Raw genomic sequence first — 21,069 nt, 5'->3', positions numbered from 1 at the left:
AGCCGCCCAACGAGGCGGCTATTGTGTTGCTGGCGGCGGCGAACATCCTTCAGACGATACCTCCATGGCGCTCGCTTTCCCGGCCATCAGGCGTCTCTCCGAACTCGGCTGGCCGTTTTCACTATCCAGACGACCTGTCCAAACCACCTGCCCGGACCCGCTGTTCAGGGCAGCTGTTCGAGCCGACCGCGCCGGCCACCAGGCTCAGCATCTCGTCACGCCAGCCAACCTGCTGGCATAAAAAAAGGCGGCCCGTAGGCCGCCCGCTCCAAGCATTTCCTTGGGCGGCTCCCTCCGCCCGACTCCCTGAGTGCCCTCCGTGCCCAGAAGCGACATCCTGTCGCACCAGGCGCACTCTTGACTCTAGAACGCATCCCGAAAACACCCAACTGAATCGAACGTCGAGCCACATGCCGTGATGGTCCTGCGATCGGCGTTCCATGCCTGCCTGTTGTTGCCGAACCTGTCTACCTCCATGCAGACGAATCCGACCACCCTAGGCGTCTCGCAGTCCTGGCAAGCAGCCTGATGCCGCGAAGCCTGACCTCTCGATTCATGAGTGCATTCTGTCAGCTTTGGGCATCATCTCAAGTCGCCTTATTTTGCAGTGCGACATATCCTACGTGACATGCTTCTTTGCGACGCCCCAAAAAATATATAGAAATGAACAACATAAAAAAGGCCCGCGATAACATCGCGGGCCTCTTCGGGTCATATGGGGGTAATGTCCTACATAAAATGTAGTCAATGTCTTACAAGATGTGAGGACACAACCACCACAAAGGGTTTATCAAACCCTACGCCTGTCCCTTGATCGCCGCGCGACCTGGGTAAGTAGCGCGCTCTCCCAGCTCCTGCTCGATGACCAGAAGGCGGTTGTACTTGGCGACACGATCACTACGGCACAACGAACCCGTCTTGATCTGGCCCGCGCAAGTGCCTACCGCCAGGTCGGCGATGGTCGTGTCTTCGGTTTCACCGCTACGGTGGGAGATGACCGCCGTGAAACCCGCGTCCTGTGCCATGCGGATGGCATCCAGCGTTTCGGACAGTGAACCAATCTGATTAAACTTGATCAGGATGGAGTTGCCGATGGATTCATCGATACCACGCTTCAGAATCCGCGTATTGGTCACGAACAGGTCGTCACCGACCAGCTGGACACGGTCTCCCAGCTTGGCAGTCAGAGACTTCCAGCCGTCCCAGTCGGACTCGTCCAGGCCGTCCTCGATGGACACGATCGGATACTCGTCGGCCAGACCCACCAGGTAATCACCAAAGCCTTCGGCGTCGAAGCGCTTGTCCTCGCCTGCCAGCACGTACTGGCTGTCCTTATAGAACTCACTGGCGGCACAGTCCAGCGCGAGAGTGATGTCCTTGCCGAGCTCGTAGCCTGCGTTCTCAACGGCCTGCTTGATGACCGCCAGCGCCTCGGCATTGGAAGACAGGTTAGGGGCAAAGCCACCTTCATCACCTACGGCGGTTGCAAGACCCCGCGACGACAGCACCTTCTTCAAGGCATGGAAGATCTCGGCACCGGCGCGCAGGCCTTCGCGGAAGCTGGCGGCACCCACCGGCTGCACCATGAACTCCTGAATGTCGACGTTGTTGTCGGCATGCTCGCCACCGTTGAGGATGTTCATCATCGGCACCGGCATCAGGTACTGCCCCGGCTGGCCGTACAGCTCAGCGATGTGGGCGTACAGCGGTACGCCCTTGGCATTGGCCGCTGCCTTGGCGGCGGCCAGTGACACCGCCAGGATAGCGTTGGCGCCCAGGTTTTCCTTGTTGTCGGTACCATCGAGCTCGAGCATGGCGTCGTCCAGGCCACGCTGATCACGCGCATCCATGCCCACCAGAGCGTCACGAATCTTGCCATTGACCGCGTCGACGGCCTTGAGCACACCCTTGCCCAGGTAACGACCCTTGTCGCCGTCACGCAGCTCCAGCGCCTCGCGGGAGCCGGTGGAGGCGCCGCTCGGCGCGCAGGCGACGCCCACGGCGCCGCTTTCCAGGCGCACTTCTGCCTGGACGGTGGGGTTACCGCGTGAATCCAGCACCTCTAGGGCGCGAATATCGACGATCTTGGTCATCTCGATGGGTCCTTGTGGGTGATAAAGCTCGTGTCAGCGTTGTCGATCTACTCTGGACGTGCCATAGGCCCTTGGGTCAGGCCCGTCAGGCTATCAGAGGTAGCGCTAGCGTATCTCGATGGACGGAAGCTGTTTCACGACGTCGTCCAACGTCTTGATCTGTGCCAGGAAGGGCTCGAGTCTATCAAGCGGCAAGGCACATGGGCCGTCACATTTTGCCGAGTCGGGATCCGGGTGCGCTTCCAGGAAGAGCCCGGCGATACCGACGGCAACCCCGGCACGGGCCAGGTCCAGCACCTGCGCACGGCGTCCGTCCGCACTGTCGGCGCGTCCGCCCGGACGCTGCAGTGAGTGGGTGACGTCAAACAACAGCGGGAAGCCGGTGTCTTTCATCTCGCCGAAACCGAGCATATCGACGACCAGGTTGTTGTAGCCAAAGCTGGAACCGCGCTCGCACAGCAGCAGCCGTTCGTTGCCGGCCTCACGGAACTTGGTGATGATATGGCGCATCTCGTGGGGGGCAAGAAACTGGGGCTTCTTGATGTTGACCACCGCCCCGGTCTCGGCCATCGCCACCACCAGATCCGTCTGGCGCGCCAGAAACGCCGGCAGCTGGATGACGTCAGCCACCTCAGCGGCGGGCGCCGCCTGGTAGGGCTCATGAACGTCAGTAATCACCGGCACATTGAAGCGCGACTTCACCTCGTCGAGGATCGCAAGCCCCTTGTCCAGCCCAGGCCCACGGAAGGAATGCACCGAGCTGCGATTGGCCTTGTCGAAGCTCGCCTTGAACACATAAGGGATATCGAGCTTGCCGGTCACCTCGACGTAGGCCTCGGCCACCTCGAGCGCCAGCTCGCGGGATTCAAGCACATTCATCCCGGCAAACAGCACCAGGGGCAACGAATTGCCGGCCCTCAGGCCGGCAAACTCGATAATACGCTGGGCGTCAGACATCAGTATCACTCCTGATGGGTGGACTGGGCGCGGGTGCGCTTGGCCTTGTGCCCGAGTGCCGCATTGACGAAACCGGTAAACAGCGGGTGCCCGTCACGCGGCGTCGAGGTGAATTCCGGATGGAACTGACACGCCACGTACCAGGGGTGATCCGGCAGCTCGACCATTTCCACCAGGGAGTTGTCGACGCTGCGACCAGAGATGACCAGTCCTGTCTTCTCGAGCTCTTCAATAAACTGGTTATTGACCTCGAAACGATGGCGATGACGCTCGACGATGACCTCGTCGCCGTAGGCGTCACGCGCCTTGGACCCCTTGGCCAGCCGGCACTCCTGGCCGCCCAGGCGCATGGTGCCGCCGAGATCGGAGGCCTCATCACGGATTTCGATCTTGCCCTCCGGATTGAGCCACTCGGTGATCAGGCCCACCACCGGATGCTGGGTATCGTGGGTGAACTCGGTGGAGTTGGCATCGTCCCAACCTGCCACATGCCGAGCGTACTCGATCACCGCTACCTGCATCCCCAGGCAGATGCCCAGGTAAGGAATGTCGTTTTCACGGGCGAAGCGCGCGGTGGCAATCTTGCCTTCGACCCCGCGCTCACCAAAGCCACCCGGCACAAGAATCGCGTCCTTGCCTGCCAGCCGCTCGGTGCCGTGACGCTCGATATCCTCGGAGTCGATGTAGTCGACGTTGACCTTCACGCGGGTCTGGATACCCGCGTGGATCAAGGCTTCGTTGAGCGACTTGTAGGCGTCCAGCAGCTCCATGTACTTGCCGACCATGGCGATGTTGACCGACTTCAGCGGATTGAGCTTGGCATCGAGCACCTTGACCCACTCGCTCAGATCGGCCTCGCGGGCTTCCAGACGCAGCTTGTCGCAGACGATGTCATCAAGGCCGTGCTCGTGCAGCATCAGCGGAATGCGATAGATGGTATCGGCATCCTGAAGCGGCACCACCGCACGCTCTTCGACGTTGGTGAACAGCGCAATCTTGCGACGCTCGGTCTCTTCCAGCTCGACCTCGCTGCGGCAGATCAGGATGTCCGGCTGGATACCGATAGAGCGCAGTTCCTTGACGGAGTGCTGGGTCGGCTTGGTCTTGGTCTCACCCGCCGTCTGGATGTACGGCACCAGGGTCAGGTGCATGAAGATGGCGTTGCTGGCGCCCTTCTCGCTGCGGATCTGACGGATGGACTCAAGGAACGGCAGTGACTCGATGTCGCCGACGGTGCCGCCGATCTCGACCAGCGCTACGTCGAACCCTTCACCACCCTCGTACACGCGACGCTTGATTTCGTCGGTGATGTGCGGAATCACCTGCACCGTACCACCGAGGTAGTCACCACGGCGCTCCTTGCGCAGCACGTGCTCATACACTCGGCCGGTGGTGAAGTTGTTGGCCTGGGTCATCTTGGTCCGGATGAAGCGCTCGTAGTGACCCAGATCCAGGTCCGTCTCTGCGCCATCCTCGGTGACGAACACCTCGCCGTGCTGGAAAGGGCTCATCGTGCCCGGATCCACGTTAATGTACGGGTCGAGCTTGAGCATGGTGACCTTGAGGCCGCGAGCCTCGAGAATCGCCGCCAGCGAGGCCGACGCAATGCCCTTGCCAAGAGAGGACACAACGCCGCCGGTCACGAAGATATATCGTGTCATGGAGAACCTGTCGAAACGTGATCGGTAGGCCCGGCAGGAAGCCGCGCCAGGATGGGACGACAGACTAGCAGAATTCGATCAACGGCTCAATTTGCACAACAGGGAAGCTTCTTCTCTCTGCCCAACTCGCCAGCGCTTTGGCGCCCGCCCTCCTGATCGAACGGGCGCCAGCATCACTCTCGGTTTCTAGATATCGAGGTAGTCGAGGATACCCTCGCCCGCCTGGCGGCCTTCATACACGGCGGTCACCACGAGATCGGAGCCGCGTACCATGTCACCACCGGCGAAGATCTTTTCATTGGTGGTCTGGAAAGCAAAGCTGCCGTGCTCCGGCGCTTTCACCCGGCCACGCTCGTCAACCTCGATACCAAAGGTCTCGAACCAGGGGGCCGGACTAGGCTGAAAACCGAAGGCAATGACCACGGCGTCCGCCGCAATGATTTCCTCGGATCCTGGCACCACTTCCGGGCGACGACGTCCGTTCTCGTCAGCCTCGCCCAGCCGCGTGCGCACCACCTTGACGCCTTCGACTCGCTCCTCACCGACGACCGCCACCGGCTGCCGATTGAACAGGAAGTCGACACCTTCCTCCCGGGCATTGGCCACCTCGCGACGGGAACCCGGCATGTTCTCTTCATCACGACGATAGGCGCAGGTGACTTCCCTCGCACCCTGCCGGATGGCGGTACGGTTGCAGTCCATGGCCGTGTCGCCGCCACCCAGCACCACCACCCGCTGGCCTTCCAGAGACACGAAGTCCTCGGGGTTCTTTTCGAAGCCCAGACGATGATTGACGTTGGCGATCAGGTAGTCGAGCGCCTTGTGCACGCCGGGCAGATCCTCGCCCGGGAAGCCACCTTCCATGTAGGTGTAGGTACCCATGCCGAGGAACACCGCGTCGTACTTCTCGAGCAGCTCGTCGAAGGCAATGTCCTTGCCGACGTCGACGCCCAGGCGGAACTCCACGCCCATCTCCTCGAATACGGCGCGACGGCGCTCCATGACGGTCTTTTCAAGCTTGAATTCCGGAATGCCGAAGGTCAGCAGACCACCGATCTCGGCGTACTTGTCATACACCACCGGCTTGACCCCATTACGCACCAGAATATCCGCGCAACCGAGCCCGGCGGGTCCGGCACCGATGATGGCGACCTTCTTGTCGGTCCAGGTCACCTGACTCATGTCCGGGCGCCAGCCCATGGCAAAGGCCGTGTCCGTGATGTATTTCTCCACCGAGCCGATGGTCACGGCGCCAAAGCCATCATTGAGGGTGCAATCACCCTCGCACAGGCGATCCTGGGGGCACACCCTGCCGCATACCTCGGGCAGCGAATTGGTGCGATGAGACAGCTCTGCCGCCTCGAGAATGTTGCCCTCGCTGACCAGTTGCAGCCAGTTGGGAATATAGTTGTGAACAGGGCACTTCCATTCACAGTAGGGATTGCCGCAGTGCAAGCAGCGATGGGCCTGACTCGCCGCATCCATGGGCTTGAACGGTTCGTAGATTTCAGCGAACTCACGGGCGCGGGTGCGCGCCGCTTTCTTCTGCGGATCCTGACGACCGACGTCGATGAACTGGAAGTCGTTGCTCAAACGGTTTGCCATGATGTTCTCCTGCCTTGTTCGGGACGCCGTCGGGTTATTCGGGCTGACGCGTGGACTGGGCGAGCAGACCGCTCAGGCTCGCCGCCTTGGGCTTCACCAGCCAGAAATGGCGGATGAAGTCGCTGAAGTCCTCGAGGATCGCCTGGCCGCGTTGTGAGCCGGTCTCGGCAACATATTCCTCGATGGTCTCCCTCAGGTGTCTCCGGTAGGCCTCCATGGCCTCGGTATTGACGCGATGGATCTCCACCAGCTCGTGGTTGTAGCGATCCACAAAACAGCGATCTTCGTCGAGCACGTAGGCAAAGCCGCCGGTCATGCCTGCACCGAAGTTGACGCCAGTTTCACCGAGCACGCAGACGATGCCGCCGGTCATGTACTCACAGCAGTGATCGCCAGAGCCTTCGATGACCGCATGGGCACCGGAGTTGCGCACGCCAAAGCGCTCGCCGGCCGTGCCCGCAGCGAACAGCTTGCCGCCGGTCGCGCCGTACAGGCAGGTATTGCCGATGATCGCTGTCTTGTGGCTGTCGAACTGACTGTTCTTCGGCGGCGTGATGACGATCTTGCCACCATTCATGCCCTTGCCGACGTAGTCGTTGGCATCCCCTTCCAGGTACAGGTTGAGCCCGCGAGCGTTCCATACACCAAAGCTCTGACCCGCCACGCCGGTAAAGCGTGCCGTTACCGGGGCATCGTCGAGACCAGCCTCGCCATACTGCTTGGCAATGGCCCCAGAGGTCAGCGCCCCCACCGAACGGTCACAGTTGGTGATGGTGAAGGACACGTCGGCCCCGGCCTTGGACTCGATCGCCGACTTGAGCGCATCGAGCACCTCGAGGTTCTTGGCACCAGGGTCATGTGGCACGTTGCGGCTGACCTGGCAGGACTGGGGCGCATCTGCCGGCACGTGATCGTTGGCCAGCAACGGCGTCAGGTCCAGCTTGTTCTGCGACGGTGTCAGGCCTTCAAACACCTCCAGCAGATCGGTGCGGCCAATCAGGTCGGTGAGCTTGCGCACCCCTACGAGCGCCATCAGCTCACGCACTTCTTCAGCAATGAAGCGGAAGTAATGCTTGACCATGTCCACCGTGCCGCGGAAGTGTTCATCACGCAGATACTGCATCTGGGTCGCCACGCCGGTGGCGCAGTTGTTCAGGTGACAGATGCGCAGGTACTTGCAGCCCAGGGCCACCATCGGCGCCGTACCAAAGCCGAAGCTCTCGGCACCGAGAATCGCCGCCTTGATCACGTCGAGACCGGTCTTCAGACCGCCGTCGGTCTGCAGTCGAATCTTGTCGCGCAGGCCGTTGATACGCAGCGCCTGATGCACTTCCGGCAAGCCTAGCTCCCAAGGCGAACCGGCATGCTTGATGGAGGTCAGCGGACTTGCCGCGGTACCACCGTCATAACCGGACACGGTGATCAAGTCTGCATACGCCTTGGCCACACCGGTCGCGATGGTGCCGATACCCGGCTCAGACACCAGCTTCACCGACACCTGGGCATCAGGATTGACCTGCTTGAGGTCGAAGATCAGCTGAGCCAGGTCCTCGATGGAATAGATATCGTGATGTGGCGGCGGCGAGATCAAGGTCACCCCCGGCACCGAGTAGCGCAGACGGGCAATCAGCTCGTTCACCTTGCCACCCGGCAACTGGCCGCCTTCACCAGGCTTGGCACCCTGGGCGACCTTGATCTGCAGCACCTCGGCATTGACCAGATAGGCCGGAGTAACGCCAAAACGACCAGAGGCGATCTGCTTGATCTTGGAGCTTCTGATAGTGCCGTAACGTGAGGGGTCTTCACCGCCCTCACCAGAGTTGGAGCGCCCACCGGCCTCGTTCATGGCCTGCGCCAACGCTTCATGGGCCTCAGGAGACAGTGCCCCCAGGGACATGCCGGCGCTGTCGAAGCGTGGCAGCAGGTCCTCGACCGGCTCGACCTCCTCAAGCGGAAGCGGCTCGGCGGCGGGCTTGAGCTTGAGCAGGTCACGAATGGTGGCTGGGTCACGCTCATTGACCAGTTGGGCAAACTTCTTCCACTTGCTGTAGTCGCCCTCCTGCACCGCCTCCTGCAGCGCTTTCACCACATCGGGGTTGTAGGCGTGATACTCGTGCCCGTGAACGTACTTCATCAGGCCGCCCTGGGAAATACCCTTGCGCGGCTTCCAGGCGTCCTTGGCCAGCGCCACCTGGGTCAGCTGAATCTCGTTGAAGCCAGTACCCTGAATGCGCGACGCCATGCCGGTGAAACACAAATCCATGACTTCCGAGGAAAGCCCCACCGCCTCAAACAGCTGGGAGCCACGGTAGGACGCCAGGGTCGAGATACCCATCTTCGACAGGATCTTGTAGAGCCCTTTCTGCAGGCCCTTGCGATAGTTCTCGCGAGCATCAGCGGGGTTGCCAGAGAGCTCACCGCTACGGTGCATATCGGCCATGACCTGATAGGCAAGCCATGGATAGACCGCCGTCGCCCCGACACCGAACAGCACCGCCATCTGATGCGCGTCGCGGGCATAGCCGGTCTCGACGATCAGGTTGACGCGAGGACGCAGGGCCTTGCGACCGAGTTCGTTGTGGATCGCGCCCACCGCCAGTGCCGGATGGATCGGCACCTGCCCCTGGGGAAGGTCAGCGTCGGACAGGACCAGAATGACCTTTTGCTCATGCACCGCGGCTTCTGCCTCACGGCAAAGCTCCAGCAGCGCAGCCTTGAGCCCCTTCTCTTCCGGGTCATAGCCCAGCGACAGGGTGTGACTGGCGAAGGCGGGGTCGTCCTGACTCACCAGGGCGGTGAACTTGCGTGGCGACAGGATCGGGGTGGTCAGCACGATCCGGTGGGCGTGTTCAGGGGTCGCCTTGAACACGTTGCGCTCGGCGCCGATGCAGGTCTCAAGCGACATGACGATGGCTTCACGCAGCGGATCGATGGCCGGATTGGTCACCTGGGCGAACTTTTGACGGAAGTAGTCCGAGAGCATGCGATGCTTGCCCGACAGGACCGCCATGGGGGTGTCGTCACCCATGGAGCCGACGGCTTCCTGACCGCTTTCTCCCAGCGGGCGCAGCACCTGGTCGCGCTCTTCGAAACTCACCTGGAACATCTTCTGCTGCACCTGCAGCGTTTCAGGGTCCATATTCTTGAAGGCGGCAAGCTCGGTCAGGGCAGACTCGAGGAACTGGGCTTCCTGCTTCAGCCAGCGCTTGTAGGGATAGGCAGACTTCAGCCGCTCATCGATGTCGCTGGTGTGCAGCACCTCACCGGTCTCGGTGTCCACCGCCAGAATCTGACCGGGACCGACACGCCCCTTGGCGACCACGTCTTCGGGCTTGTAGTCGTAGGTGCCGATCTCGGAGGCCAGGGTGATGAAGCCGTTCTTGGTGATCACCCAGCGGGCCGGACGCAGGCCGTTGCGGTCAAGCATGCACAGCGCCTGACGCCCATCGGTCATGACCACGCCGGCAGGACCGTCCCACGGCTCCACGTGCATGGAGTTGTATTCGTAGAAGGCGCGCAGGTCGCCATCCATGATTTCCACGTTCTGCCAGGCAGGCGGCACCATCATGCGCACCGCACGGTGCAGCTCCATGCCACCGGTCAACAGCACCTCCAGCATATTGTCCATGCTAGAGGAGTCGGAACCGGTGGTGTTGACGATCTGGTCGAGGCTGGCGATGTCGGGCAGCCGCTCGGAGATGAAGTTCTCCTTGCGCGAGTTGGCCCAGCCACGGTTGGCCTCAATGGTGTTGATCTCGCCGTTATGGGCCAGCAGACGGAACGGCTGAGCCAGCGGCCAACGGGGGGCGGTGTTGGTGGAGAAGCGCTGGTGAAACACGCAGATAGCGGTTTCCAGGCGCTCATCACCGAGATCCTGATAGAAGGCCGGCAGATCTACCGGCATGACCAGCCCCTTGTAGGACACCACTTCACTGGACAGCGAGCTTACATAGAAGTCGGGCTCATGAATCAGGGCCTGCTCGGCCAGACGACGAGCCATGAACAGGGAAACATCAAACGCTTCTTCCCCCGCACCCGGCTCGACAAACAGCTGACGGATCCGCGGCAGGCAGTCGAGGGCCATGGGACCACAGACACTGGGGTCGACCGGCACGTCGCGCCAGCCGATGACCTTGACACCACGCTGGGTCAGGCAGTCTTCCAGTGTCTGTCGGGCGGCCGTCTCGCGCTGGTCGTCATCCGGCAGAAAGATCACCCCTACGGCGTAGCGATCCCCCAAGGCCACATCAAGGCTCTCCTGAGCCACCTGACGCATGAAGCCGTCGGGCATCTTCAACAACAGCCCGCAACCATCGCCGGTCTTGCCGTCGGCCGCGATACCACCGCGGTGGGTCATGCAGGTCAGGGACTCGATGGCAGTGCTGAGCAATTCATGGCTAGCCTGCCCTTCCATGTGGGCGATCAGGCCAAACCCGCAGTTGTCACGGAACTCGCCAGGCTGATGAAGACCTTTGTTCATGGGCGCGCCTCGGGTGAAAGGGTTGTAGTCACAGCATTTTCGCGATATTGTTATCGGTTTTTCTTTTTATTTAGCGCCCGCTCGGGCCATCGCTAACTGCAGGAAAAATGGGTTCCCAGCATAGCCAGCACCCCGCCCTTGCGCAATTACCCGCGACCTCCACATAGATAAAAAAACACCGTAAATCTGAAGGTTGCACAGACAGGCAAGAAAAAAAACGTATCAGGTCAACCACTTGGAAGTGTTTTCCAGCAAGTTCGACTACCCCGATTTCGCCACTAGACTTTAGTCGTAAAAACTGTCGACACCCCATGCCGATCAGGCATATGACATACTGATCGACGCATGAACGCTGTTCGTGAACCTGCTCGCCATCCGCCCTGATTGCCTGTGACTGGCTGACAGACTGACGGAGCCCCCCCCCCTTGCATCAGTCTGTCGCGAGCGACGCTACCCTCAGACACGCAAACGCCCGCACAATGGCGGGCGCCGGCGATCCACGCTCGAGCAAAACCGGTCGAGCACTACCCCCTGCCGCAGCCCAGCATCAGCAACGCGGGAACTCCTTGATGCAATCGTGAAGGACCGCGGATGGCGTCTGATCATGGACGCAGGCCTTGCCGAGCTCCTGCAGCAGGATCAGTCGAATGCGATCGTCGAGATTTTTCTTGTCGAGTTTCATGCGTGACACGAAGTCCTCCACACTCATCTCGGCCGGCGCCGACACCGGGAGACCACAGCGCTCGATCAGCCGCCGTGTGCGGTCGACCGCTTCGCTATCGATAAATCCGAGCCGCATCGACAGGTCGGCAGCCATCATCATGCCCGCTCCCACTGCCTCGCCGTGCAACCAGGCACCGTAGCCCATATGGGCCTCGATGGCATGACCAAAGGTATGGCCCAGATTCAACAGCGCCCGAACACCTTGCTCGGTTTCATCCAGGGCCACGATCTCGGCCTTGATCGCACAGCTACGCTCGATGGCCGTGGCCAGAGCCACGTCATCCAGCCGACGCAGCGCGTCGAGCTGCTGCTCCAGCCATTCGAGAAAAGCGCGATCGTAGATAAAGCCGTACTTGATCACCTCGGCAAGCCCGGCGGACAACTCCCGCTGGGGCAGCGTCGCCAGCGTCGCCGTATCGATCAGCACGGCACGGGGCTGCCAGAAGGCACCAATCATATTCTTGCCCAAGGGATGATTGACCCCGGTCTTGCCTCCCACCGAAGAGTCCACCTGAGACAACAGCGTGGTCGGCACCTGAATGAACGAGATGCCACGCTGATAAGACGCTGCGGCATACCCGACCATATCCCCGATCACCCCGCCACCCAGGGCCACGAGCGTCGAGCGGCGGTTGAAGCCAGCCTCCAGCAAGGCATCCCAGATGCGCGACACCCCTTCGATATTCTTGTACGCCTCCCCATCGGGCAGTACCAGGGTTTCGATACGCAGCGTTTCGTCCGCCCGGGCGAGCGCCGTCGTCAGGCGCTCGAGGTAGTGCGCCGCCACGGTCTCATTGGTCACCACCATCACCTGCCGCCCGGACAGGTGCGAGACCAGGCGCTCGCCCTGGTCCATCAGTCCCGCACCGATATAGATGGGGTAGCTACGCTCTCCCAGGGAGACGTTCAACGACAAGGGATCAGCAATCGATGCGGTGGTCATGAGGAAGCCTTGCAAGTCAGGGGGTCGAGAAGACGATGGACACGCCGCACGATATCGTTGACCACGGAGCGCGGTCCGCGGCGATCCGTACGCACTACCAGGTCGGCGGTGGCACGATACAGCGGGTCGCGCAGCGCAAACATGTCACGCAAAAGCTGCTCGCGATCACCGCGCTGCAACAGCGGACGGTTGCGATCCTTGGCGGTACGCTTGAGCTGCTGTTCCACGGTGGTATAGAGATAGATGACGGTGCCACCCTCCCGGATGCACTGTCGATTTTCCTCGCGCAGCACGGCGCCACCACCCGTGGCAATGACGACCTGGTCGTAATCGACCAGCTCGCTGATCATGCTGCTTTCACGATCGCGAAAGCCACTCTCGCCCTCGACATCGAAGATCCAGGGAATATCCGCGCCGCAGCGTGCCTGGATCTCATGGTCGCTGTCGTAGAAGGGACGTGACAATTCGGCCGCCAGCAGGCGGCCGATGGTGCTCTTTCCAGCCCCCATGGGGCCTATCAGAATCAGGTTCGGTACATCCTGCATCAGTGATTCGCCAGGCCGTCGTCGAGTATCCGGGGTGTAATGAATACCAACAACTCTACCTTATCGTTGACGTCCTCGGTATAGCGAAAAAGCCTACCCAGCACCGGCAGGTCACCCAGCAAGGGGGTCTTGTAGAGGGTATGCAGCTGCTGCGTGGTCAAAATTCCGCCCAACACCACGGTTTCACCGTCATCCACCAGCACCTGGGTCTGAATCTCGTTGGTATCAATAGCGGGCTCGCCGTCGATGCTCTGCTCGGCCAAGGTATCGTTGTTGATGGTCAGATCCATCACCACCCGGTCGTCACCGGTGATCTGTGGCGTTACCTCCAGCGCCAGCACGGCCTCCTTGAACTCCACGTTGGTGGCGCCACTGGAAGTGGACTCCTGGTAGGGAATCTCCGTACCCTGCTTGATCAGCGCCGTATGCTGATTGGAAGTAATCACCCTGGGCTCGGAAATGGTCTGGCTCTTGCCTTCGCTCTCCAGCGCTCGAAGCTCCAGGTCCAGCAGCACGTCACCGGCCAGATAGCCGATGTTGAAAGAGTTACCCGCTTCCAGGGCATCTCCCAGGTCCACGGACATGCCGCCGTAGGTATCCCCTCGATTGCCCGAAATCACATCCCCGATGGTGATATCCCCACTATCGCCGACGGTCTTGCCATGGCGACTGCTGACACCCCAGTTGACGCCGATTTCCTCGGCGGTATTGTCCCTGGCGACGACGATACGCGCCGAGATCTGTACCTGCTTGACCGGTACATCGAGCCGCGCCAGGGTTCTTCTGATCTCGAGCAGCTGAGCCGGCACATCCTGGATCAGCAAGGTGTTGGTGCGCGGATCCGTGGCGACCCTGCCGCGCTCGGTCAGCAGACCAAAGCCACTCTCACCTCGCAGCAGCGCGGCCAGCTCACTGGCCTTGGCATAGCGCACCTCGACATGCTCCGTCACCAGCGGCTCCAACAGGTCGCGTCGAGAAGCGGCCTCCAACGAGAGTCGGTCCCGCTCGGCAAGCTCCGCCACCGGGGCCACCAGCAGGATATCGCCCTGGCGGCGACTACCCAGCCCCTGGGTCTGCAGCACCATTTCCAGGGCCTGGTCCCAGGGCACGTTATCGAGATTCAGCGTGACGCGACCACTGACGCTATCACTGACCACGATATTGAGGCCGGTGAAGTCACTCAGCACCGACAGCACGGAACGCACCTCGACATCCTGGAAGTTCAGCGTGATCGGCGCGCCCTGATAGTCCGCCTGCGGATAATCTGCCGCCTGCACGCTGCAGGACGCCACTCCCAAGATGACCGGCACGAGCCAGAGAACAGCCCCCGCCTGCGGTGCTTGCGGCCCTTCATCGGGCTGCGCCATGATTTCATCAGTCTCTGCATGTTCGCCCCGCGTCATTGAGTTGCTGTGGCGACGACGGACCCTGCTGGCCCTTCGCCCACCGACACCAGGCGATCCCGCCAGGCATAATGCTCCGGATGATCGGCTTCCAGCCTGACCGCATCGGGTTCGATGGCCGCCACCTTGACCGCTGGAGAGGCCAGCGACTGCCCCTCCATTACGGCATGCACCCGCCCTCCAGGCGTCTCGAACAAGGCCCAGCGCTGGGACTGGCGCTCCAGCACCCCGACCAGGGTCAATTCGTCCAGAGCAAAGGCGGCCAACCCTTGGGGATCGCGCTGCACCTGGCCGGCGAAGCGAAAGGGGCTTCTCGACTCGGCATACAGGTAGTGAAGAATCGGAAGCTCAACGCTCTCAGGCAGCTCTCCTGCCGGCTGGCGCCATTCGGTGGTCAGCGCCGCCGCCAGTCGTTCATCCAACGCTTCCAGGCTGTCGTGTTCACAGCCCGTCAAGACACAGCCCGTCATGACACAGGCCAGAACCAGCCACAGACGGGTGAACTCTCCCCGACAGCGGCTGCTCATTGACGCCGTACCTGCTCATCGGAGACTCGCACAGCGGCGGCCGACGCATCGCCAATACTGTAGGTCTGCACCCGAGCACTCAGCTCAAGCTGGCCTTCCACGGGCAGCAGACTGAAGTCGTGAATGGTCACCAAGCGCGGCAGATTGGCGAGGTCAGCGATAAAGCCACCGATGGCGTGATATCCCCCCCGCACCCGCAGCTCGAAGGGACGCTCCACATAGAGCGCCAGCGGACGAGGCTGCCCCAGCGCCAGCTCCTGCAGTGCCAGCCCCCGGGCTCTGGCCTCATCCCCGATACCTTCAAGCAGCGAGGGGATATCAGCCCCATCCGGCAGCATCTGCCGACGCTCGCTGACCATCTGATCCAGATTCACCAGCACGCGCTTCATGCGATCCAGCTCCGCCAGCTCACGCGCCCGCGCTTCAAACTCCCCGATCGCCTGCTGCTCCTGCAGCTCAAGCTGCTCCAGGCGTATCGCCAGCGGTCGCACGTAGCACACCAGCGTCACAACAAGCGCAACGCAAAAGGCGCTGGAGCCCACCAGCACGCGCAACATCCATGGCCAGCGCCCGGCCTCACCCAGCTCCAACCGTCGCCAGTCGACCACACCCAAGCGACGCCACTCTTCCCTTAGGCGCAGCCACCGGGAGCGCGATGATGGCACCCCCGCTATCGCGTCGGCCCCATGCCCCACCGCCCTGCGCCTATCCAGTGACGGCATCATGGCCTTGGCCTCTCGACGGCGTGGGACGCCAGTTGCAACTGCACGACAAAGTGCTGGCGACCATGCTGTGCCCCTACCCGAGACAGCTGCGGCTCCAGGAACGTCGGCACTCGCTCAAGGGCACGCAGCTGCTCGACCAGGCGCGCACTGTCGACCGCCTCCCCCTCGAGGATAAGCGCATCATCGCGGCGCTCGACCCGGTCATAACGCACGCCATTGACCAGCGTCGCAGCCAGACCATTGACCACATCCAGGGTCTGCCGACGCTGGTCCTGCAAGCGAGACAGCAGTGCCTCTTCCTGGTCAAGCAGCGCCAGCTGCCGGTCAAGGTCCGCCATTTCCCGCGACGTTGCCTCGAGCTGCGTCATCGCCTGCTGCACGTGCTGGTCGCGCTCAGCCATCAACGACAGCTGCCACTGCAGCCACAGCGACGCCAGCAAGGCCACTCCCACGCCTGCTGCTGCAGCCATGACCACCGTCAGCCAGAAGCCATGGGTACGCCGCACCCTGGCCGCGTCGCGCCAATCGAGCAGATTGATGCGCACCCGGCTCATGCCCGCCCCCTCAGCGCCAGGCCACAGGCGGTCAGCAGCGCGGGGGCCTCGGCGCGCACGGCGTCGACGTCCAGGGATGATGCAATGCTCATGCCCTCCAGCGGATCGACCAGGCTGACCGGCAATCCGATCGACTCAGATAGCCGTTCGGCGAAGCCGCCGATCAGGCTGGTGCCCCCCGCCACCAACAGGCGACTCAGCGGGCGAAATCCTCCCGACACGCGATAGAGCTGGAGCGAGTTTTCGATATGGCCGATCAAGGTATCAAGAAACGGCAGCAGCACGGCCTGCCCATAGTCCCCCGGCAAGCCGCCGCGTTTCTTGGCGAAACCCGCTTCATCAAGACTCATGCCGTAGTGACGCTGGATGGCCTCGGTCAACTGCATGCCGCCGTAAAGACTGTCGTGGCTATAGATAATCCGCCCTGCCTCAAGCACATGCAGCGCATTGAGATAGGCACCAACATCCACCAGCGCCAAGGCCTCATCCCCCATCTGCAGACGCCGATAGAGCCCAGCCATGGCTCGTTCGATGGCAAAGTTCTCCACATCGACGGCGGCCGGCACCAGCCCACTGGCCTCCAGCGCCTGGGTCAATTGCTCGACATCGTGGCGTCGACACGCCACCAGCAACCACTCCCGAAATGCCGGATCATCGACACACTCACCGAGGCATTGAAAGTCGAATGCCACCTCACGGAACGGAAACGGAATGTGCTTGTCAGACTCCCACTCGATCCGGGCTTCGACCTGGTCCTCGTTCAAGTCCGCCGGGAAACGCAGCAAGCGTGTGATCGCCGCTCCAGAAGGGACCGCCACGGCGGCATGCCGACTGCGCGGGGCGGCGCGCTCGACGACACGGGACAGGACCTCGATCACCTCGCCCATATCGCGAATACGGCGTTCGACCACGGCTCCCTGGCGCAAGGGTCCCACCGCATGGCTGACCACTCGGTGGCCACCCGCTACCGACTCAAGCTCGATCAGCTTGACCGTGGCAGACGTGATATCCACACCCACCAGGCCATTGGCCCTTGAGGTAAACCACATGTCGTCGTCGCATCCGCAGCTATGGCATGCACCCGATGCACATTACCGTGGTGCCAGCCTAGCCAACCGTAGGCAAGAGGTTACTGATCTATGCCACGACTTTGTGCAACAAGGCGGGTAATTCGTCACAAAGGTGGTGACGGCTGCGCCCAGTTCCTATAATGGCCGACGCAAAGGATTGCCTTTTTCAGTGATATACCCCGCCGTTTTCGTTTTCAGCATGGACACCGCGATTTCATGAAGTATCTCAGAACGCTCTTATTCTCTGCCGTGTGGCTAGTGATCTCACTGGGCGCCGCAGCAGCCTTGGGTGTCGTTGGTGCCGCCCTCTATTTTGCGCCCGGTCTTCCCGATGTCCGCCAGCTGCAGGACTTCGAGCTGCAGACCCCGCTGCGCATCTACACCAGGGACAACCAGCTGATTGGCGAATTCGGCGAGGAACGCCGTATGCCCGTCGATTTCGATGAGATCCCCGAGCCCATGCTGCAGGCCCTGATGGCCGCTGAGGACGCGGCGTTCTTTGAACACCCGGGGGTGGATCCGAAAGGGCTGGCGCGGGCCGTCAAGCAGCTGATCACCAGCGGCGGCACGCCCCAGTCCGGGGGTTCGACCATCACCATGCAGGTAGCGAGAAACTATCTGCTGACGTTGGACCGCACCTTTACCCGCAAGCTGCGTGAAATCCTGCTGTCGCTGCAGATGGAACAGATTCTGTCCAAGCAGGAAATCATGGAGCTGTACGTCAACAAGATCTTCCTGGGCCACCGCGCCTACGGCATTGCCGCTGCGGCAGAGGTCTATTATGACAAGCCGCTGGACGAACTGACCCTGGCCGAAAGCGCCATGATTGCCGGGCTGCCCAAGGCGCCTTCGTCCTTCAACCCGCTGGCCAATGCCGAACGCGCCCTGATTCGCCGCAACTGGATCCTGTTCCGCATGCGCGAGCTTGGGTATATCGACCAGGCAGCCTACGACGACGCCGTCCAGGCCCCGATCACGGCCAGCCGTCACGTCGCCCGTGCCGAAGTTCAGGCCGATTATGTCGCGGAGATGGCGCGGCAGTTCGCCACCGAACGTTTCGGTGACGAGGCCTATACCGGCAGCTATCGCATCACCACGACCATCGACAGCGAGCTGCAGCCCATGGCGCGGCAGGCGCTGGCCAATGGCCTGATCGCCTACGATACCCGCCACGGCTGGCGCGGCCCGGAAGACACCGATATCCCGCAAAGTCTGGCAGAAGCGCAGGACCAGACCGAGCGCACTGGCCTGGAAGAAGAGCTGTCAGGCTCACCCGAGGTGATGGAAACCGCTCGTCGTGCCGCAGAACGCAGCCAGACAACGGTCGAAGGCATCGATGGCGACGTCAGCAACTGGCTGCAAGTGCTCGAGCGCACCCCCTCCTTCGGCCCCCTGGAGCCCGCCATTGTGGTGGCGACCGATGGCCGTGAAATGAAGGTCCTCACCCACGACAGCCAGTTGATCACCCTGGACTGGGCGGGCCTTGAGTGGGCAGCTCCTTACAAGAGCGCTCGCTATCGTGGGGCCAAGCCCACGGCCGCCTCCCAGATCGCCAGCCGCGGTGATCTCGTGCGCATTCTGCAGCGCGAAGACGACAGCTGGCGACTCTCCCAGCAGCCCGATGCGGAAGGCTCGCTGGTGGTGATGGATCCCAAGACCGGCGCGATTCTGGCCCTGCAGGCGGGCTTTGACTTCGATGCCAGCAAGTTCAACCGCGCCATTCAGGCACGTCGCCAGGCAGGCTCGATCTTCAAGCCGTTTATCTACCTGGCAGGCCTCAACAGCGGCGATGTGACCCCCGCCACCGTGATCAACGACGCCCCCGTCGTGCTCAACGACGGCAGCAACGAACTGTGGCGCCCATCGAACTCCAGCGGCGACTTCCTTGGCCCGACCCGTCTGCGCACTGGCCTGGCACGATCGCGCAACCTGGTCACCATCCGCCTGCTGCAAAGCATTGGCCTTGATCGCACCATCGACTTTCTGGTCGACTTCGGCTTCTCCCGAGAGCGTCTGCCTAACGGGCTGTCACTGGCCCTGGGTAGCGCCAGCCTGACGCCACTGGAGATGACCAATGCCTACGCCGTGCTCGCCAACGGCGGTTTCCGCGTCACTCCCTGGTTTATCGAAAAGATTACCCAGGGTGAGCAACAGACGCTGGTGGAAGAGGCAAGCCCGCGGGTGGCATGCCGTGAGTGCGAGGAAGGACAAAGCACCACCGAGATCGACGGCAAGACCTATGAAGTCGCTCCGCGGGTGGCCAATGCCCGCGCGGTCTACCTGCTGCGTGACATGTTGCGTGACGTGGTCGAACGCGGCACCGCTCGTCGCGCGCTCTCCCTTGAGCGCAGCGATATCGTCGGCAAGACCGGTACCACCAACGATCAGCGCGACGCCTGGTTCGCGGGCTTCAACGGCGACTACGCCACCACCGTATGGGTCGGCAAGGACGACAACACTCCCACTGCGGAGTACGGCGCCCAGGCAGCACTGCCGATCTGGGTCGACTTCATGGGCCAGGCGCTGGCGGGCAAGCCGGAGAACATTCCGCCGCAGCCGCCGGGTATCGTGACGGCCCGCGTAGACGCCAACACCGGCCGGTTACTCGGCGACAACCAGGGCGGTGGCATCGAGGAAATCTTCGACGAAGATCACATGCCCAGTGTCCAGCCCCGTCGCGTGGAAAGCGCCGTGGAGCGTCACAGCGGCTCCCAGGGCACTGGCGCCTACGAAGCTATCTTCTAGCCTCATCCCGCAAGTCGCTTCTCCCCCGCCCGGGGGAGAAGCATGACTGCCGCCATGGCGGCATCCTGATCTCTTCCCCTAGCCTTATCCAGGTGACCACCACATGGTGCTTTCCCGCTTACGCACGCTGGCAGCCACACTGTGCTTCTTTGGGCTTTTTGTGCCGATATCGCCATCCCTGGCCGATTCCTTCTACGCCCCTGCAGCGCCGAACGACGACGCCCCCGACTTTATCGGGCATGTCGAATTTGGCTATACCCGTCTCTCCGGCAATACCAACACCGAGACCGTGCTGGGCAAGACCCAGCTGACCTGGCTCAACGGCGCCTGGCTATCGCGCTTTCGGGCCGAAGCCCGCCATGCCAGCGAGGACAGTGAAACCAGCGCCGAACGCTACATGACCTCGTTTCGTCAGCGCCGCGAGCTGGTAGGTCCTCACTATCTGTTTGCCTTCGGTCGCTGGGAGAAGGATCGTTTCAGCGGCTACGATCATCAGTTCACCGCCATTACTGGTTACGGCCGGCAGATCCTCGACTCTCCCCGCGCCCACCTTGAGCTTGAGGCAGGCCCAGGCTATCGCGCAGACATCCTGCCCGACGAGGACGATCAGCGCCTGGCCGTCGCCTACGGCGCCATGGAAGCCGGCTACATCCTGAGCGCCAGCGCCAGTCTTGAACAGGAACTCTCGGTCGAGACCACGCGCAAGAACTCGACGCTACGCTCTTACACCGCACTCGATACCCGGATCAATGCGCACATGTCGCTGCGACTGTCGCATGAGATAAAGCACAACTCGGATCCACCCGAAGACGCCGAAGCACGGACGGATCGAATTACGTCAGCCTCATTACGCTACGAGTTCTGAGACGACGTCAGCCTGGGTCAGCGCCCGAGCCAGCGTTGGTGAACCATCCTCTCTCGACACACCAAGCTCTGCGCTCCCTGATCAAGCCCTCACATACAAAAAAGCCCATACAAAAAAGCCCTCCAGTGGAGGGCTTTTTCATTACCGCATGACCAGAGAGCCACGCTTGAGAC

General features: G+C 61.9%; 14 protein-coding genes. 2 read left to right on the top strand and 12 right to left on the bottom strand.

Annotated elements, in window-relative coordinates; all coding sequences use genetic code 11:
* Nucleotides 1-797: 797 nt before the first annotated feature.
* The 12 genes from eno to pilM all read right to left on the bottom strand — a co-directional run bounded on the left by eno (nt 798) and on the right by pilM (nt 17,265).
* Nucleotides 798-2,093 carry a phosphopyruvate hydratase gene (gene eno, locus KUV41_RS05970; protein WP_222484960.1) on the bottom strand — a complete coding sequence of 432 codons (1,296 nt, stop codon included), beginning with the start codon at nt 2,091-2,093 and terminating at the stop codon, nt 798-800.
* 105 nt (nt 2,094-2,198) lie between these two features.
* The gene (gene kdsA / locus KUV41_RS05965) at nt 2,199-3,050 is read right to left on the bottom strand and encodes a 3-deoxy-8-phosphooctulonate synthase (RefSeq protein WP_206940210.1); all 852 of its coding nucleotides are present in this window, start codon (nt 3,048-3,050) and stop codon (nt 2,199-2,201) included.
* A gap of 5 nt (nt 3,051-3,055) precedes the next feature.
* A complete protein-coding gene (locus KUV41_RS05960) occupies nt 3,056-4,711 on the bottom strand; it encodes a CTP synthase (RefSeq protein ID WP_206940212.1) in 1,656 nt (551 codons plus the stop codon).
* A gap of 186 nt (nt 4,712-4,897) precedes the next feature.
* Entirely contained in the window at nt 4,898-6,316 is a 1,419-nt protein-coding gene (locus KUV41_RS05955) for an FAD-dependent oxidoreductase (RefSeq protein WP_222483400.1), read from the bottom strand.
* A 34-nt stretch (nt 6,317-6,350) separates the two neighbouring features.
* Nucleotides 6,351-10,796, bottom strand: coding sequence for a glutamate synthase large subunit (gene gltB, locus KUV41_RS05950; protein WP_206940215.1), 4,446 nt, complete (start codon nt 10,794-10,796; stop codon nt 6,351-6,353).
* 547 nt (nt 10,797-11,343) lie between these two features.
* Nucleotides 11,344-12,462 (bottom strand): 3-dehydroquinate synthase, encoded by a 1,119-nt coding sequence (aroB, locus tag KUV41_RS05945; protein ID WP_206940217.1) that lies wholly within the window; start codon nt 12,460-12,462, stop codon nt 11,344-11,346.
* Nucleotides 12,459-13,007, bottom strand: a complete 549-nt coding sequence (gene aroK / locus KUV41_RS05940) for a shikimate kinase AroK (protein WP_206940219.1) — start codon at nt 13,005-13,007, stop codon at nt 12,459-12,461. The genes aroB and aroK overlap by 4 nt, the downstream gene beginning before the upstream one ends.
* Nucleotides 13,007-14,374, bottom strand: a complete 1,368-nt coding sequence (locus KUV41_RS05935) for a type IV pilus secretin PilQ (RefSeq protein ID WP_315900555.1) — start codon at nt 14,372-14,374, stop codon at nt 13,007-13,009. The genes aroK and KUV41_RS05935 overlap by 1 nt, the downstream gene beginning before the upstream one ends.
* A 32-nt stretch (nt 14,375-14,406) precedes the next feature.
* Nucleotides 14,407-14,937 carry a pilus assembly protein PilP gene (locus KUV41_RS05930; RefSeq protein WP_222483397.1) on the bottom strand — a complete coding sequence of 177 codons (531 nt, stop codon included), beginning with the start codon at nt 14,935-14,937 and terminating at the stop codon, nt 14,407-14,409.
* Entirely contained in the window at nt 14,934-15,662 is a 729-nt protein-coding gene (locus KUV41_RS05925; protein WP_206940224.1) for a type 4a pilus biogenesis protein PilO, read from the bottom strand. The genes KUV41_RS05930 and KUV41_RS05925 overlap by 4 nt, the downstream gene beginning before the upstream one ends.
* Nucleotides 15,659-16,216: a PilN domain-containing protein gene (locus KUV41_RS05920; protein ID WP_222483395.1), complete on the bottom strand. Its 558-nt coding sequence runs from the start codon at nt 16,214-16,216 to the stop codon at nt 15,659-15,661. The genes KUV41_RS05925 and KUV41_RS05920 overlap by 4 nt, the downstream gene beginning before the upstream one ends.
* Nucleotides 16,213-17,265, bottom strand: coding sequence for a type IV pilus assembly protein PilM (gene pilM / locus KUV41_RS05915; protein ID WP_222483394.1), 1,053 nt, complete (start codon nt 17,263-17,265; stop codon nt 16,213-16,215). The genes KUV41_RS05920 and pilM overlap by 4 nt, the downstream gene beginning before the upstream one ends.
* A gap of 237 nt (nt 17,266-17,502) precedes the next feature.
* Here pilM and KUV41_RS05910 point away from each other — a divergent pair, with 237 nt between their 5' ends.
* Both KUV41_RS05910 and KUV41_RS05905 read left to right on the top strand, forming a co-directional pair.
* Nucleotides 17,503-20,031 (top strand): penicillin-binding protein 1A, encoded by a 2,529-nt coding sequence (locus tag KUV41_RS05910; protein WP_206940230.1) that lies wholly within the window; start codon nt 17,503-17,505, stop codon nt 20,029-20,031.
* 103 nt (nt 20,032-20,134) lie between these two features.
* Nucleotides 20,135-20,896, top strand: coding sequence for a YdiY family protein (locus KUV41_RS05905; protein WP_206940232.1), 762 nt, complete (start codon nt 20,135-20,137; stop codon nt 20,894-20,896).
* The last annotated feature ends 173 nt before the right edge of the window (nt 20,897-21,069 follow it).

This window comes from Halomonas sp. DP8Y7-1, assembly GCF_019801685.1.
GTDB classification, from domain to species: Bacteria; Pseudomonadota; Gammaproteobacteria; order Pseudomonadales; family Halomonadaceae; genus Halomonas; species Halomonas litopenaei_A.
The sequence above is the reverse complement of the archived record's forward strand: the minus strand, read 5'-3'. Positions and strand labels throughout refer to the sequence as shown.

Excerpts from the sequence above, each read along its gene's own strand:
- KUV41_RS05910 (WP_206940230.1), top strand. The coding sequence starts at position 17,503 with ATGAAGTATCTCAGAACGCTCTTATTCTCTGCCGTGTGGCTAGTGATC.
- gltB (WP_206940215.1), bottom strand. The coding sequence starts at position 10,796 with ATGAACAAAGGTCTTCATCAGCCTGGCGAGTTCCGTGACAACTGCGGG.
- KUV41_RS05920 (WP_222483395.1), bottom strand. The coding sequence starts at position 16,216 with ATGAGCCGGGTGCGCATCAATCTGCTCGATTGGCGCGACGCGGCCAGG.
- kdsA (WP_206940210.1), bottom strand. The coding sequence starts at position 3,050 with ATGTCTGACGCCCAGCGTATTATCGAGTTTGCCGGCCTGAGGGCCGGC.
- aroK (WP_206940219.1), bottom strand. The coding sequence starts at position 13,007 with ATGCAGGATGTACCGAACCTGATTCTGATAGGCCCCATGGGGGCTGGA.
- KUV41_RS05955 (WP_222483400.1), bottom strand. The coding sequence starts at position 6,316 with ATGGCAAACCGTTTGAGCAACGACTTCCAGTTCATCGACGTCGGTCGT.
- KUV41_RS05925 (WP_206940224.1), bottom strand. The coding sequence starts at position 15,662 with ATGATGCCGTCACTGGATAGGCGCAGGGCGGTGGGGCATGGGGCCGAC.
- aroB (WP_206940217.1), bottom strand. The coding sequence starts at position 12,462 with ATGACCACCGCATCGATTGCTGATCCCTTGTCGTTGAACGTCTCCCTG.
- KUV41_RS05905 (WP_206940232.1), top strand. The coding sequence starts at position 20,135 with ATGGTGCTTTCCCGCTTACGCACGCTGGCAGCCACACTGTGCTTCTTT.
- KUV41_RS05930 (WP_222483397.1), bottom strand. The coding sequence starts at position 14,937 with ATGAGCAGCCGCTGTCGGGGAGAGTTCACCCGTCTGTGGCTGGTTCTG.
- KUV41_RS05935 (WP_315900555.1), bottom strand. The coding sequence starts at position 14,374 with ATGGCGCAGCCCGATGAAGGGCCGCAAGCACCGCAGGCGGGGGCTGTT.
- pilM (WP_222483394.1), bottom strand. The coding sequence starts at position 17,265 with ATGTGGTTTACCTCAAGGGCCAATGGCCTGGTGGGTGTGGATATCACG.
- eno (WP_222484960.1), bottom strand. The coding sequence starts at position 2,093 with ATGACCAAGATCGTCGATATTCGCGCCCTAGAGGTGCTGGATTCACGC.
- KUV41_RS05960 (WP_206940212.1), bottom strand. The coding sequence starts at position 4,711 with ATGACACGATATATCTTCGTGACCGGCGGCGTTGTGTCCTCTCTTGGC.